The organism is Geminicoccus sp. (genome assembly GCF_036263595.1).
Taxonomy (GTDB): Bacteria; Pseudomonadota; Alphaproteobacteria; order Geminicoccales; family Geminicoccaceae; genus Geminicoccus.
In genome coordinates, this window is the sequence record NZ_DATAGQ010000176.1 from 1 (window position 1) to 15,316 (window position 15,316).

Below are 15,316 nucleotides of genomic sequence, written 5' to 3' on the forward strand. Positions count from 1 at the left end.
TCCTCGTCCATCCTCCACCTCCTTGCAGTCCTCTACCTGCAATGCGGTGTCTCAAAGAACTGTAGGCCGGGAGACTGGGAACGGCTGCTGACGATGGCGCAGGAGCGTGGCGTGCAGCTGGGAATGACCTTCCTGGACGGCACGAACATCCGGGCGCACCAGAAGGCGGCCGATGCCCCTCAAAAAGGGGCAGCGGAACCCGATGCGCTGAGGGTGAGGCTCTTGGCCGATCTCGTGGTGGCTATGGAACGAAAGCCTGCGTGATCGCGGATGGCTCTGGCCGCGCCATCGCCTTCAGCTTGGCACCCGGACAGGCCTACGAACTGCCGCAGGCAATCGGCCTGCTTGCCCGTCTGCCGGGCATGCCACGCTGGGTCGTGGCAGATCGCGGCTATACCAGCCATGCCTTCCGCGAGCACATCTGGAACCTGGGCGCACGACCGGCGATACCACCGCAGCGGCATGAGGCACCGGTCGCCTGCCCGTCCTGGATCTACAACAATCGCAACCGGGTGGAGCGCTTGTGGGCCAGGCTCAAGGAGTGGCGCGCCATTGCTACTCGCCACGAGAAGACCGCCTGCTCCTTCATGGGCGTCCTCTGCCTCGCCGCCGCACTCGACTGGCTCAGGAGCTAACGGACCCTAGCGGCAACGCGACAGGAGATAGTCGGCCAGCCGCATGCAGTAGCCCCTGACCCGCTCTTCGGGATCATCACTTTTGAGCAGCCGCACGATCTCCTCATAATAGGGGGGTATGGAAACAGGTTGGGACCTGATGTGAGCCAGCGTTCTCGCGAGGTCTTCCTTTCTCGGCAAGACCATGCACGTTTCGCCGGCATCGTCATCTGGAACGACCTTGATTCGGTGCGCCCTGTCAGGAAACTCTAGCGTATCGGCCAGAATAGTCTTTGCGTCGCGCTCTAACTCCTGCCGCGTGCAACCGTTTTCCTCCAGTGCATGCTCCTTGATGAGCCTGCCCAATTCCGCGAGTTGGGTGATCTCCAACTTGGCCATGTTCAACGCTCCTGTTCTTGTGGCCATCAAAATGCAGCGCAGCTAGTGCCACGTGATGTGCTTCAGACTAGAGGCCAGCCGCAGAATGTCATGATCTGGCTGCTCTTGATCGAACAGCCTGATGAAATCCGCCAGGGTGACAAGTGACTGGCGCTCCATAAAGGCCAGATCTCGCATGACCTTGGGGTCAATTCGAAGGTCATGCAAGCCATGCGCTAGGATGAAGGAGCCTAAGCGGCCCAACTTTGCGCCATCCCCATGAACGGCAGCCTCCTGGAGAAGATAATAGCCGAGCGGTGTAATCCGGCAGAACTGTGCATCTTCTTCAACGACCCTGTCCAGCCACCTGATGATCTGACGAAACCGTTCGGGCTGATAGGCTGCTGGTCGCATGCGCTGACCCTCCAGAACTTCGAAGGCGAGATCGGCAAATCCCCACTCAGTCAGGAGTTGGTTGAGGTGTCGTGCGCAGTCCTGGCCTGAGGGATAGGTACAGCTCAAGGTGAGATCAGCATCGCTCAGGCTGTCGCCGCCACGTCCGACCTTTCGCTTGGCGAGTGTATGGTAGATGAACGGCGTGATCGGGCGCGCGGCTTGCGGCGGGTTCTTTGGGTCGACCTCGAAGAAGAACCGCCAGTTGACCTTTCTGGGTTGAAGGTCGGGCGGCCAGGGCATGGAGGCATCGTCGGTCTGGTCGCGCATGAGCGTCAACAACAGAGCCGGCTCGTCGAGCTTCTCGTTGAGTGTATAAGCGCCGCGTACCATGGCATGGCCGATACGACCGCAGACTAGGGGCAGTTCGATCCACCAGTTCGACTGGGTGATGTTGGCAACGTGCGGCTTGAGAGGTGGAGGAAGCGACTGGCTCAGGGGAACCGACTGCGTATCCATCAACATGGTGTAGATCGGTGGATCCAGGAGCCGCTTGAGGTAGTCGACAAAAATCACCTGACGGAAGATGGCCACCATCACATGCCGGGCGTTCGGCAAAAGGAGGTCGTCACTCATCCCGCCGACGCGAACAAAGGCGTCAACGATCTTGTTGTGCATGGTCATGAACAGGAAGGTAAGTTGGGCCAACACCCAATTGTCGTCGTTGCGCGGGTCGGCCAATACGGGCACCAATGGGCCGTCCTGAACAGGCGTCCTGGCGATGTCGTCTGCATCCACGTCGAACTTGCACAATGTCTGCGTCTGAGGATGCCTGATGAACAAGCCTTCCTGAGGGACGCCTTGACCATAGAGCGTCTCCAGTTCCAGCGCGGCTGAGCTTCCACGCAACGTGAAGAAGCCTTCGCGGCCGTGTTGGCTACGCACCCCCGCTAGTCGAACGGAGAGGTCATGGGCGAGCAATTGCCCGAAGTAGGTGTATCCTGCCGGTACCGACGGGACCTGAAGCGGACCCCTGGGATCGGCAGAGGATGTTCGCTCTAAAGCGATCTTCTTGAGCTGATCCTGGCTCACATGTCCAAAGACATTGCTCGCCGGCTTTGCAGTCTGTCCATCCAAATGATCTGTCATCGGTCACCCCGCTGACACTTTAGGCATGGCATGTTTATGAACCGACCTGCGTGAATGCAGCGTGAATTGCTGTTCTACGCATTTCATGCTGAGCGAACGCTCATTTCCGACCGCCTTGCTAGTCCTGAACACGCGGTGAATGTGAAGGCCAGAAGCCTGGCAAGACTGCGGGAACCGGGCCGAGGAGACGCGAGCGCCACCCTGTCGCTTTGTCGATGGATGTAGCCCTAACCTCTCACTGGTCGATCTCATTGCTCCTAGATGCAGGGCCTGACAGTCCTGTTGCTATACAGAATTTAGACTGTCTTATACTGGACAGTATTTGGTATTCTGGAACATGGGGCTCAGGGCACTGGGGAAGTGTTACTTTCTACTGAACCGGCGCCCTCCTTTTTCAACATATGCTTGAACCACGATTGCATTCCGGGTCTGGGCTGCTCCAGTGGCAATAAGGTAAGGTCGGTACGTGTTCGACTAGCCTATGGAGCAGCCTGGTATTCTCGAGGACAAGCCGGTGTCCTGCCTTTTACTTCACCACAGGGAAGTGCTGCAAACGCGGTGAGTAGAACAACGAGCCAGCACTGCCGCCGGCTACGCCCTTCGCATGTCTTGGCAGATGGTCGGCACGATGCTGCTTTTCTGCAGCGACGTATGTCAGCGTGAGATGCGCCGGTCCATCCGGACCAGCGAGATGCGATGCCTTTCGATCTGTCGAGGTATTTATTCTCGGAGAGTAAGCATGATCGAATTACTGATCGTGGCCTGCTTATTGACGGGCGAGTGCAAGGAAGTCAGACTTACCTATGACGCTCAGGACGTTTCGTTGCTGACCTGCAGCCTTTTTGGCCAGATGGAGGCGGCGCGATGGCAGCGGCAGCATCCGGAGTGGCAGGTTCGGCGCTGGCGCTGCGGCGTTCCTCGACAGGAAGATGCTAGGGCCTGAAGTTCAGAAAGGTTGCCCATCCCCTCTTCAGCAAGGTGTGACAGGTACGGTGGCGACATGAACCAAGATGTGCCACAAGTACTTGAAGAAGCTGGTGATGCCTCGGTGACCCAAACACCCGACCTATGCATTACAAACAATAGGTTCCTCTAGCGCCATATCTTATCAAGGAACACCACCTCGGGCAGTTTCACGAGTGGTAGATGGTCCTAACTCTGGCAACTGGTCCGGCCAATAGGCGAACTTTCGAGCGATCTGAACCCTGAGACGGATGGATGCCATGAAGTGTCCTCTTAACCTCCTTCTGACGAACGTCTCGACGGTCTCCCACGGTCGTCTGCCCTGGTTGCGGTAGCCCAGGTGCGGCCGCTCGTGGTTGTAATGGTACAGCCGGGCATCGAGATCGATCTGTAGCGCCTCGACACTCTCGAACAGCTTTTGGTGCATCGCCGGCCGGAAGAACTCCTCCAGCACGGTGCCGTTGAAGCGCTCGACAAAGCCATCGGGCGGAGCCCGATCCCCCGGAGGGATGTCAGCAGAGCTGACAGGGGTGCGCGGCGTGCGGACCTTGGTCTTGCGATGCTCGATGTCGCCCAGCGCCAGGTACAGTTCATAAGGATGCCGCTCGGTCCCGCAGAACTCCCGCCCGTTGTCCGTCAGCACGGCTGACACCGGCAGGCCCAGCTTGGCGTAGAACGGCAGGACGTCATTGTGCAGCACCGCCACCGCCGCCTCGGGCTGCTTGGAGACGTGCAGGAAGCCGAAAGCGTAGGAGCCGTAGGTATCGACTACCGCGTGCAGGTAGACACAACCGATGCCCTTCAGGACGCCGACCATCGACAGCAGAGCTGTCGATCCATTCCGTGAGCGGATGGCGATCCTCAAGATCGCCAAGGGAAGGTGTCGGCCGAGAGCAACTGGCCCGGCCGCTCGCTCTCGACGTGGCGCTCCTTGAAGCAGGGATTGAGCTTCTCCAGGAAGGCGACCTGCTCCGGTGACAGCTCGATCACGTGGTCGGCGCTCTACTGCTCCAAGGCCAGCCCCCGCTCATGACTTCGCCTCAGCCTTCGCCCTTGCCGCCGTTATCGCATTCTTGTGCTGATCGGGTTCGGAACCTTAGCCGAGGTCATCTCACGGCAGGGGTCTACTCTTTCGGCTGCAAGGCGCATTACATCTCACACAATGCAGTCCTAAACGAAAGTAACTTCTTAATCTTCGTTTGTGTTGACAAGCCAATGCTACGTTGGAAGATTGCCATCTACTAGATAGCTAATGAGTCGCTCTGAAGCCTCGCCGAGTTTGCAAGGCTGCTTAGTTGAGCAATCCGAGCCATTCCAGGGGGCTGATCGCATGACTTCTGCGGACGACGACTCACAGCTTGCTCCTACCGCTATGGCGACCAGCCGCGGGGTTCTTGATCCTCTGGATCATGGTTCGCCCTTTTCTCCCTGGCGTGGCCTGCAGGTTGACGAGGTGGTCGATGAGTATAACGGCCGTGGCGTACGTGTCGGGGTGATCGACAGTGGGTTCATTCGTCAGCATGTGGATCTGGCGAGAGCTTATCGTGCCGAGCTCGATGTTGATGTCGCCGATGGCGATGCCGACGCTACCGATCTTGATCCTACAAATAGTCATGGAACCACTGTCGCAAGTGTTCTTGCTGGTGGTGCCAACGGGCTCGGTGGATCCGGCGTGGCGCGCGGCGTCGATCTGATCGGCTACCGTGTTGCGCTTGAGCGTGGCGCACCACAAGTCGAAGCCGCCTTGGATCATGCACTTCGATCCAAGGTAGCGGTGGTCAACGGCAGCTTTGGCAGTACCTTTGTCACGAGCAGCAGCGTGCCGATCCTCCAGGAGTTTGCCACCGAGGCGCGTGGCGGCCTGGGCGGCGCGATTGTCCTCTCCTCGGGCAACGAGGGGCATGTTGGCATGGACACCAACCTGTCGGAGCTTACCAACCAGCGCTATGCGATCGTCGTGGGCGGGGTCGAGCGTACGGGTGATGAGCTGTACTTCGCCACCTCCGGTGAGAGCCTGCTGATAAGCGGCATTGCCTCAAACGTGCCAGGAGCCGACACCAGCCAAGGTCTAGCAGGCTTTGCCCAGCACGACGGGACCAGCTTCTCCGCACCACAGGTCAGCGGCGTCATCGCCTTGATGTTGCAGGCCAACCCACTGCTCGGGATCCGCGACATCCGCGAGATCCTGGCGGTCTCGGCGCAACACGGCATGCGCACCACGGATAGTGGCGTCAACGACGGTCAGGGGCTCTGGTTCGAGCGCAACGGCGCGGATATCTGGAATGGCGGCGGGCTGGGCTTCGACCGTGATGTTGGTTTTGGCATCCTGGACGCGAGAGCTGCGATGCGGCTGGCCGAAGCCTGGCACGAGCCGGGCCGGGGCTTTGCCGATCAGATCCAGACCATCAGCACCTTTTCCGGTCCAGGCGGCGGACCGGACTCCGGGGTGCACGCCAAGATCGTCATGAGCCAAGCCCAACTGACGCTCGAGGACGTCACGGTCCGAATCAGCTTTCAGCATCCGGACTGGACGACCGTTCGAGTATTGCTGGTCTCACCCTCAGGCACGGTCGCCACCTTGTTCGATGGGAGCACAATCGCTTGGTCGAGCGAGCAAATCACGGCACCAGTACCCAGCGGCCGGTTCTCCGGCACGTTCTCGATCAACCGGTTCATGGGTGAAGACAGCTTTGGCACTTGGCGGATCGAGATCGAGGATAGCTGGAACGACGGGCTCCACCTTAGCGACTTCGCCGGCTCGATCCAGGTGGCTGGCCATCATGATCTGGGTGGCAAGACGCATTTTCTGACCGACGAGTTATCCCGGCTCACCGGGACTACCACGTTGGTGGCAACCGATCAGGCCGACACGCTCAACGCAGCGGCCACCTGGACCAATGCGGTGATCGATCTTCGGCCCAAAGCCGTCTCCACCATCGACGGCGTCCGGGTGCAGCTGGACGGCCTGTTCGAGCATGCCGCCGGCTCCGAAGCAGACGACCTGATCACCGGCAACCAGCTGGCCAACCGCCTTTGGGGCGGTCGAGGCCATGATACTCTGCACGGCGGTGACGGCGGCGACCTCTTGCTGGGCTCGTTTGGCGCCGACCGGCTCATTGGCCAAGCCGGCAACGATGATCTGCGCGGCGAGGCTGGTAATGATCGCCTGGAAGGAGGCCTTGGGAACAACCGGCTGTTCGGGGGTGCCGGCAACGACACGCTGGTCGGGGCTGCTCAGGCGGATCTACTCGATGGTGGTGCCGGTGAAGATCGACTGCGGGGCGGTTCTGGCGCCGATGTGTTCCGGCTGGGAGAAGGTGCGCTCGATGGTCCGATCGACCTGATCCTGGACTTCATGCCAGGTGAGGATCGGATCGATCTGGGTCCGTTGTTCGACCTGATGAGTGCTTCAGGGCGCCCCGCACTGGTGCAGTCTGGAGCCGTTGGCACCACCACACGTTTGGTGGTCGACACTAACGGTGCCACCGAGGGCGGCTGGAAGATCATTGCTGACCTTTTAAACATCAAAAATTTCGACTTGAGCAATGATGTGGTGCTGAATCATCCAGATCAATGGCAATGGTTCTGATGGCAATCATCAAATTCATTGCAGTGCAGAAAATGTAATCTTGCCAAGTTCTACAGCTATACTTCCAAGGAAGATTCTTAGCTGCTGATGAGGGCTTGCCGATTCGGCAATTGGCTGATCCAGTTCTGATTGTTAAGTTAGCTACTGAAATACTGCTATTCGCAAGCAGAGAGTGCAAGTCGTGGCAGGGCTAATCTTCTCCTTATGTCGTGTAATCCAAGCTAATGTTGCGCGCGTACAGCAACATGCTCAACTTTTGCTTAGCGGCTTGGTGTTCGGCCGGATCGGCAGGTTCAGTGTGAACTGCATCCAGAAAAGCGCCGCAGATCCCTGATCTGCGCTTGAAGCTCCCTGTCCCTTCTGCAGGATTCCCTGTTTGATCATACAGGGAACTGCCACGACTATGGGTTGATCGGCTGAGGTAATTGTGGGCCCGAAGGAAGCCTAGGTGGTGAGAATCGTCGATCTTCCCCGTATTTTCACGTCAAACAGGGAAAAGCCGGCATCATCAGAGCGAAGCCGAGTTCACTCATGACTGCCTGCACCGCCAGCACTAAACTATGTTTTCATTAAATCTTATTCTTCTGCTAGTACCCCTGAAACTGTCCCACTTTCCGCTGAGTTAGCAGGTTTGCGGTCGTGGACAGTGGTCAGCAGAGACGCTCCAGGTTCGCGCTGTGGTCGCCACCTGTGGGCGTCTCCGTTGGCCGGTGTTGCAGTATCATATGCCACGGTGCCTGGCATACCTGACAGCTGCCGTCGGCCTTCCTGAACTGGCTGGTGTAACGGATGGTCTGGATGCTTGCGCTCAGACCAGGCCCAGGAGCTGGTACTGTTCGTGCCAGTCGAGTGGCACCGAGCGCAACTGCATGAGCCTGGTGGCGCTGAGCCCGGCCGGCTGGCGCCCTTCCACGATGGCGGTGACGATCTTCGGTGACAGGAAGGTCAGGCGGAGGAGCCGGGTCAGGTAGGAGCCGGTGACGCCCTCCGTCCTGGCCAGCGTGGCGATGGTGGTACCATCTCCCTGCAGCAGCCGATCGTGCAGCCGCCGCGCCTTGCTGATCAGCCGGAGCAAGGTCAGGTCGACCTGGGACGTGGTCTGCCCGTCCACGACCAGCTGGACACCTCCATTTACCGGCCAACGCGCGGGGCCGGGCCGCCTCGTACGGCGAGGTGACGACGACCGCGGCTCTGCGTTGACAGGATACTGCCTTCGGGCTGCTCAGCCGTATGCCTACAGGTTCTGCTGGCGCCATTCAGCCAAGCACGGTCTGCCGCTCGAGCCAGATCAGTCGGCGCATATTGTAGAGGAGGTTGGCGAGCCCGATCTTGGTTGTCGCCCTGGCAATGCCGATGGTGCGGACGAACAGGCCCATCCTGGCCTTCTGCTCGGCGAACACGTGCTCGATATGTGCGCGGCCGACTTCTTGGCGTTGGCCCTCGCGGTGTGTTTCGGCATGGGCCGGTGCGGCACCTTCTTGCGATGGATGCGACTCACCAGCATGCGCTGAGATAGCAGTGCCTCGTTCTTCTTCGACCGGTAGCCGCTGTCGGCCCAGACGACCGCTGATGTGTTGCTCGGATCGAGCAAGTCACCCAGGCGACTTCCCTCATGCGCGGCAGCATCGGTAACGAGCCATCGCCGGATCAGGCGATGCCGCCGGTCGGTGCTGATATGGTTCTGGTAGCCGAAGGCGGGGATCGCCAGGTCGACCTGCTTCCGCCCATCCTCCTGCGGCTTGGCCTTGGTGTACTTGACCGTCCATGATCCGTCAGCAGACGGATCATCCAACACCGAAGGTGCCAAGGCCAGGAGACCTTGGCGGGCGAGGCATCGCGGTCCTTCTGCCGTAGCTTCGCCGGCTCGGCCTGCCACGCCTCGGGAACGCGCTCCTCCTTGATCGCCTGCTTCTCCGTCTTGGTGTTCCGCTGTTTAGGTGCAGGAATGATGCTGGCATCGACAAGCTGACCAGACATGGCGAGATAGCCGGCTTCGCGCAGCTGCCGATCGAACAGATCGAACAGCCGCAGGGTGGCACCCGCCTTCGTCAGCTGTTGGCGGAAGGTCCAGATCGTGTTCGCATCAGGTACCGGATCGCCGTGGCCAAGGCCGAGAAAGCGGATCCAGGTGAGCCGGTCACGCAGGTAGAACTCCGTGCGCTCATCGCTCAGGTTGTTCTGGGTCTGCAGGACCAACACCTTGAACATCAGGACATGGTCGAACGGTGGCCTGCCCCCCTTCGACCGATCCGCTCGCGGCACCGCCGCCTCCAGCTCTGACCGGAACAGCTCGAAGTCCACCACGGCAGCCAGGCGTTCGAGATCATCGCCCTTCCTCGACAGGCCGGCCAAACGCTCCTCGACGTCGAAGAAACCAGCCTGACCCGCCATGCCCGCCTCCTACCTGGCTGGCCTCAGCCCACCACCGATGCCGGCCATGCACGAGCAGGTTTTAGAGGCGCCCACATGCCTCGCCGGAAGTTCTGCTGTTCAACGACGTCGTGATATATATCGTCTTCATTGAAATCTGTGCAGATCTGCACTGACGACCAGTTTAGCCTTGATCTAATAATCTTCACCATTGGTCGGTGCTGACGCTGTGCTGTACGGCAGACGTATTGCTGGTCAAGACCGATCATGCAGGGAAGGCCGGCATGACAGGAATAGAAAGTTCTCCCGCACAAGATACCTCGGCGCTTCATGATTCGGAGCTACACATCGACTACGACGTGACGGCACTATCCCTCACGATCTACTACAACCGTGACGGTGACCACGACCATGACGGGATGATGTTCGCGCTCACGGCGAACGTCCCTATCCTCAAGTACATCAAGGCCTTGGCACGTTCCGAGCCGCCACGTAACGACGACGACCGGCCTGAGAAGTGGCAAAAGGCGGCGGAAGAGCGAGCCAAGAAGATCCACGTCGAGCTGCCGCGCACGCCAGCGCAGGCGCGGCAACCGCATCCACTCGTCCGGCCACTCGTGCTGCGTGCTCGCAAGGGCGAGCGTGTCAGGGTCAAGCTGCACAACGACATCAGGCACCGCGACATCGGCATTCACCTTGTCGCCGACGGCTATGACGTCAAAGAACATGACGGCTCCCAGGTGGGCAACAACGGTTCCAGCCTCGTTGCTTATGGGGAATCTCGCACGTACGACTGGCACTGCCGACACGAAGGAGTTTTTCCGTTCCACGACGCTGGGAACTACTCGGGCGGCGAGGATGGCACCAACGTCCATGGATTGTTCGGCGCGCTGATCGTGGAGCCCGAGGGCACGATCTGGCGTGACCCGGTGACAGGCTTTCTCTCCCACAGCGGCGGACAACCCCGCCAGCTGGACGGTCTCTATGTCGACGTCCTGCCCAAGGATGCGGATCGACACGAGCCTGGACGCTCGGAGACGACGCTGGAAAATCACGTGTGGCCCGATCCGGAACCATACTTCGACTTTGGGAACACCCCCCATCGCGAGTTCGTCATCTTCTTCCACGACGAACCAGAGTTCCTGCCCGCCCATGGTCATCTGGAAGCCAGCCTCTGTGACCACGGCCAGCATAACGGACGGCCCGGCCATGGCGATCATGGAGGCGGCCAGCATGGTGGCCACGACGACCTCCCGATCATGCCCATCTCGTACCGCGCCGAACCGATGATCAACCGTGAGCGGCGACTCTGGAGGCTGCTGCGCTCCGGCCACGGGCTGGAGCGTCCCGTCCTGAACGAGGAGCAGCACCACAGCTCCTGGATGTTCGGCGACCCGGTGACCCCGATCCTCAAGGCCTATATTGGCGACCCTGTACGGATCCGCTTCGTCCATGCTGCCGTCAAGGAGACGCACGTCTTCCATCTGCACCTGTACGAATGGCATGCCGTCGCTGGCAATCGACAGTCACCCAGGATCGACGCCATCTCCGTCAGCCCACAGACGGGGCACACCATCGAGCCGGTCTGGGGTGCGGGCAATCGGCATCAGGTGGCGGGAGACGTGATCTGGCACTGCCACCTGTACCCGCATTTCCATGAGGGCATGTGGGGGATGTTCCGCACCTTCGAGACACGCCAGCACGGTCGTCCCGGCGCGCATCTGTATTCGGACGATCCTGTGTATGCCGGGCGGCGGATCGGCCTCTACCCGGACGGTACGCTCATCGAGAAGCTTCTTCCCCTGCCGGGCCGCGTGCTCCCGCCGGAGCCGACTCCGGAGCGTCCGGGCTATCCGCTCTATATCCCGGGCAAGCTGGCGCAGAAGTCACCGCGGCCGCCATGGCCGGACCGGGAGTTCACGGAGGAGGAACTCCATCAAGCCGAGTACGCACCTCCGCCCAACGTGACCTCGCTGCTCGCGGCGGACATGCCGGCCGACTTCGACTACCGCCCGATCCCGACCGACCTGGAGCGAAGGGCGTTCAACGAGCGGCCCGTGCCCGGCGAACTCTTCACGCGCAATCCCCTGAACAAGCAGCAGGCGGCTATCTACGACCCCACGGATGATCCTCCCTATCCCGGCCGCGATGAGGATCACAGGAAGTTCAGGCGGAACGTCGTCCGAGAGGTCGCCCACGACATGGTCGTGGCCATGCAGGACATCGTCTACAACAGCCATGGCTGGCACGACATCCACGGCCATCTCTACTACCTGGAGGCGGACGGCGATCCGGCGACACGGTCCGGCTCCGTGGAGCCGCTATTCTTCCGCGCCAGGCACGGACAGATCGTCAACGTGACGCTGCGGAATGCTACGCCAACAACGATTCGCGAGACCGCGTTCGACCATGCCTTTCCACCTTGCCGCGCCCTGCCATGGGAGGGGGAGTGCGCCGCCCATGTCCACATGGTCAAGTTCGACCCCATCTGCGCGGATGGTGCAGCTACCGGCTGGAACTACATCAGTGGTGCCCGCCACGGCAGGAGGATGGTGTATCGCTGGTGGGCCGACCAGGAGTTCGGCACGATCTTCTTCCACGACCACCTGTTCGCCAACCACCGTCAGAAGCACGGTCTGTTCGGTGCCCTGCTCGTCGAGCCCGCCGGCTCGCATTTCCTTCACCCGATCGAGCCGGGACGGGAAATCGTCAGCGGTGTCCAGGCGATGATCGTGCGCCACGAGGACGACAAGGGGGACGAGACGGATCCCCAGAGACGGATGTGGTTCCGGGAGTTCTGCATCGGTATCGGTGACTTCATCCCGATGTGGAATCGCAGGGGTGAGCCCCTCAACCCACCGGCGGTCCCAGGTGGGCATGGTGACCAGGGCGTCATGGGACTCAACTACCGCAGCGCGCCTGTCCGGGAGCGGCCGGGGGACCCGGCGTACTGGTTCAGTTCGCGGGTGCACGGTGATCCGGACACCACGATCTTCAGAACCTATGCGGACGATCCGATCTGGATCCGCATCCTCCAGGGCTCTCACGAGGAACAGCACAGCTTCCAGATCCACGGGCTACGCTGGCGGCGATTCAGGGCGCAGATGGACTCCGCGATCCGCAACCAGCAGTCGCTCGGGATCTCGGAGGCGTTCACCTTCATCAACGAGATTCCGTTCGGCCCGGGCGACTACATGTACAAGCTGTCGAGCGCCGACGACCTCTGGCTCGGTTGCTGGGGACTGATCCGTGCCTTGCCGAGGCCACAGGAGGAAGAGTGCCTCGATCTGCCCACCTGCGACCAGGACCCGTGTTCGGAGATTACCGTTCCGCCCATGCCGGAGACGAGGCGGGAGTTCAGGGTCACGGCCGAGCGGCAGTCGCTGTCATACCGGCCCACGGACATCGTCGACCCGTTCGGGCTCGTCTACCGCCTGACGGAAGTGAAGGACCCGGATGGGGAGTGGGTGCCGGCGGGATCGCCTGCCGGCGAGGTGCATGAGCCGCTCGTCCTGTGGTGCAGGGAGGGCGAGCAGGTCGTGGTGGAACTGCATAATGGCCTCGATCCGGGGGAGACGCTGAAGCCCGAGCCACATGCACCGGAGGTGCCGGTGGAGAGGCCCAAGCGTCAGGTCTCCATGCACGTATCCATGCATGCTGATCTGCTTCGGTACGACATCCTGACGAGTGACGGCACGAATGCGGGAGCGAATCCTCCACAGACGGTGCCGCCCGGGAGTACACGGACATACTATTGGGACACCTCCCGTCCCGGGATCTGCGGGACGAACGAGGGTCAAGAAAAGAGCGAGCCACTCGGGCCAGTGCTCCTGCAGGACATGGCAGACTTCCGGAACCATCGTCACCATGGGCTGATTGGAGCCCTGGTCGTTCTGCCGGAGGATGCGACTCCGTTTCCGGTCGAGGCCGGAAGCACGACTGCGAGTTCGCTCGACAGACCGGTCTGGCACGGTGCCCGCGTGACGGTTGTAGAGGGGCATGGCGGCGCCTCAAGAGAGAGCGGTGACCATCGGGAAGAGCACATGGTGCTGCTGATGCAGGACGGCTTGCGGCTCTTCACAAGCGGACCGGATGGTGGCGTCGGATATCCGCTGCCTGACCCACCTCAGGAAGAGCCCGGGGAGGGAGAAAAGGAGGATCAGGGGCAGAAGGGGTTCAACTACCGCAGCGAGCCGATAGGGCCCGTCTTCGATCCCCAAGGACATCCTTACACCCGCCTGAGGCCCGATCCTGCGACGCCGGTATGGCAGGTGGCGAGCGGTGCGTCCGTGAAGCTCCACCTCGTGGGTGCCTGTGACAAGCCGCGACACCACAGCTTCACGATCCATGGCGTGGCATGGGAAGAGCATCGTTTCGATCCTCCAGCAAACGGTCGGGCCATGGTCTCGTCCGAGTCGGCCGTCACCTGCGGCACGGTGAGGACACTCACGTTCATGCCCGAGTTCCAGGGAGACCACGCCTACCGAAGCGGCGTGCTGAGGTGGGACGTACCGCAGGGGATGTGGGGGGTGCTGCGAGTGAGGGAGGACGGAAGTTCCGGGGTGCCCGTCGCCGTACGGGACAAGGAAGCAACGACCGCTTCTTCTCATCCACACGAGGTAGTGGCTGACGAGCTGCATGTCGTCGCCCAGGCTGATCCAGGTTCGCCTGTCACCATCGAGGTAACGGTCCGGCCATCTGTTCCATCCGGGTCGGCTGACAAGGATCCCGGCCAGGAGACGTAACCCTACCGCTCCGTACTGCGAAGGCATGTTCGAATAGGTGACAAGGCTAACCCGTCAGAACATGCAGCTATCGAGAAAGGCCAGCAGCACCATGAACATCTGCGAGCAGGCGCGCCAGCAACCAAAGGAGGATCTCGGCCAGGACCACTGCTGGACAAGGCATCAGTGCCAGACGCTTATGACCATGATCGCGCTCTGCTTGTCTCAGAACCTTCGTCTCAGCGAGGGGGAAAGACAGGGCCGTCCGCCGAGACCGATCCCGCCAATCGCCCAATGCCGGCTGGCCAAGGTGCTCCACCACATTTGGACCTGCTGCCCACACCTGCGGCAGCGACCTTGGCGACCGCCTACTGGCTGGACCGCCAAGGTCGGGTCAGCGGAGAGGAAGGTTCCGAGCATGTCGCTCAGCAACGGCAGCCACCTTGGCCCGCTCCCATTGATAGAACTGCTCGATGGCCTCGTCATTCGCGGCTTCGATGGTCATGTCCAAGAGCATCGCTCGTGGGCGGATCATGGCTGCCAGCCAGTCTAGTGCCTGCGTGATGTCGCGCAGTTCCATAGGGCTGCCCGGCAACGGCCTCTTCGTCAGCGCGAACCGCTGCACCGGATTGGTCGAGATTGAAACGTAAGGAAGGTCGTCGAAGGTATAGTCCGTCACGACCGATCCATCGCACGGCAACAGCGCGCCCAAGCCATGGCAAGGATAGCCGTCCTTGTCTTCCTTCGGAAACAGCCGGGTCACGTCGCCTCGGTAGAGGCCGAAGGCGTCGAACGAATAGCGGTCATACCTGCATAGCTCGGTATATGTTTCAAGCTGCTTGAACATCGGGCGGATGATCGGCAGCACTTCGCGCGAGGTACGGTCAAGACAATCGAAAAAGTTAATCCTGACCGACCACAGGTCAGTCCCAATCTGGCCCAATCGAATATTTCGCTGGTTCTTGCGCAGCCGAATCACGTTCTTAACAGGACTCATCATGACACGATTCCTTTTCACAAGATTTGAAAGCAAAAGGCCCCGGCTGCTACTCAGCCGTTGGCATGCCACAGGCCTCGGCGGCCGTTGCTGTCATAGATGTGTCAACTTCTGTGCAGCGACGTGATGTTGCCGCCAA

7 protein-coding genes and 3 pseudogenes are annotated in these 15,316 nt (G+C 60.8%); 4 read left to right on the forward strand and 6 right to left on the reverse strand.

Annotated elements, in window-relative coordinates:
• Positions 1 to 63 precede the first annotated feature (63 nt).
• A pseudogene (locus VHL31_RS19130) lies at positions 64 to 635 on the forward strand (IS5 family transposase); the annotation flags it as partial.
• Between the two features lie 6 nt (positions 636 to 641).
• Here the strand turns inward: VHL31_RS19130 and VHL31_RS19135 are convergent.
• Both VHL31_RS19135 and VHL31_RS19140 read right to left on the reverse strand, forming a co-directional pair.
• A complete protein-coding gene (locus tag VHL31_RS19135; protein ID WP_329662843.1) occupies positions 642 to 1,013 on the reverse strand; it encodes a hypothetical protein in 372 nt (123 codons plus the stop codon).
• Between the two features lie 42 nt (positions 1,014 to 1,055).
• Positions 1,056 to 2,534: a peroxidase family protein gene (locus tag VHL31_RS19140; protein WP_329662844.1), complete on the reverse strand. Its 1,479-nt coding sequence runs from the start codon at positions 2,532 to 2,534 to the stop codon at positions 1,056 to 1,058.
• Positions 2,535 to 3,273: 739 nt separating this feature from the next.
• Here VHL31_RS19140 and VHL31_RS19145 point away from each other — a divergent pair.
• Positions 3,274 to 3,477: a hypothetical protein gene (locus tag VHL31_RS19145; protein WP_329662845.1), complete on the forward strand. Its 204-nt coding sequence runs from the start codon at positions 3,274 to 3,276 to the stop codon at positions 3,475 to 3,477.
• A 306-nt stretch (positions 3,478 to 3,783) separates the two neighbouring features.
• On the opposite strand, the pseudogene VHL31_RS19150 reads toward VHL31_RS19145, so the two are convergent.
• Positions 3,784 to 4,526: pseudogene (locus tag VHL31_RS19150) on the reverse strand (integrase core domain-containing protein); the annotation flags it as partial.
• A gap of 301 nt (positions 4,527 to 4,827) precedes the next feature.
• Here VHL31_RS19150 and VHL31_RS19155 point away from each other — a divergent pair.
• The gene (locus VHL31_RS19155) at positions 4,828 to 7,086 is read left to right on the forward strand and encodes a S8 family serine peptidase (protein ID WP_329662846.1); all 2,259 of its coding nucleotides are present in this window, start codon (positions 4,828 to 4,830) and stop codon (positions 7,084 to 7,086) included.
• A gap of 808 nt (positions 7,087 to 7,894) precedes the next feature.
• On the opposite strand, the gene VHL31_RS19160 is transcribed toward VHL31_RS19155, so the two are convergent.
• Positions 7,895 to 8,197, reverse strand: coding sequence for a hypothetical protein (locus VHL31_RS19160; protein ID WP_329662847.1), 303 nt, complete (start codon positions 8,195 to 8,197; stop codon positions 7,895 to 7,897).
• Between the two features lie 145 nt (positions 8,198 to 8,342).
• Positions 8,343 to 9,477 (reverse strand): annotated as a pseudogene (locus tag VHL31_RS19165) (IS5 family transposase).
• Between the two features lie 338 nt (positions 9,478 to 9,815).
• Here VHL31_RS19165 and VHL31_RS19170 point away from each other — a divergent pair.
• On the forward strand, positions 9,816 to 14,201 hold the full coding sequence (locus tag VHL31_RS19170; RefSeq protein ID WP_329662848.1) for a multicopper oxidase domain-containing protein: 4,386 nt from the start codon (positions 9,816 to 9,818) through the stop codon (positions 14,199 to 14,201).
• A 373-nt stretch (positions 14,202 to 14,574) separates the two neighbouring features.
• Here VHL31_RS19170 and VHL31_RS19175 read toward each other — a convergent pair whose 3' ends face one another.
• Positions 14,575 to 15,180 carry a hypothetical protein gene (locus VHL31_RS19175; protein ID WP_329662849.1) on the reverse strand — a complete coding sequence of 202 codons (606 nt, stop codon included), beginning with the start codon at positions 15,178 to 15,180 and terminating at the stop codon, positions 14,575 to 14,577.
• Positions 15,181 to 15,316 lie beyond the last annotated feature (136 nt).

What these genes read in the sequence shown, in the direction of transcription:
- VHL31_RS19175 (WP_329662849.1), bottom strand. Translation starts at nt 15,180, where the DNA reads ATGATGAGTCCTGTTAAGAACGTGATTCGGCTGCGCAAGAACCAGCGA.
- VHL31_RS19155 (WP_329662846.1), top strand. Translation starts at nt 4,828, where the DNA reads ATGACTTCTGCGGACGACGACTCACAGCTTGCTCCTACCGCTATGGCG.
- VHL31_RS19145 (WP_329662845.1), top strand. Translation starts at nt 3,274, where the DNA reads ATGATCGAATTACTGATCGTGGCCTGCTTATTGACGGGCGAGTGCAAG.
- VHL31_RS19140 (WP_329662844.1), bottom strand. Translation starts at nt 2,534, where the DNA reads ATGACAGATCATTTGGATGGACAGACTGCAAAGCCGGCGAGCAATGTC.
- VHL31_RS19135 (WP_329662843.1), bottom strand. Translation starts at nt 1,013, where the DNA reads ATGGCCAAGTTGGAGATCACCCAACTCGCGGAATTGGGCAGGCTCATC.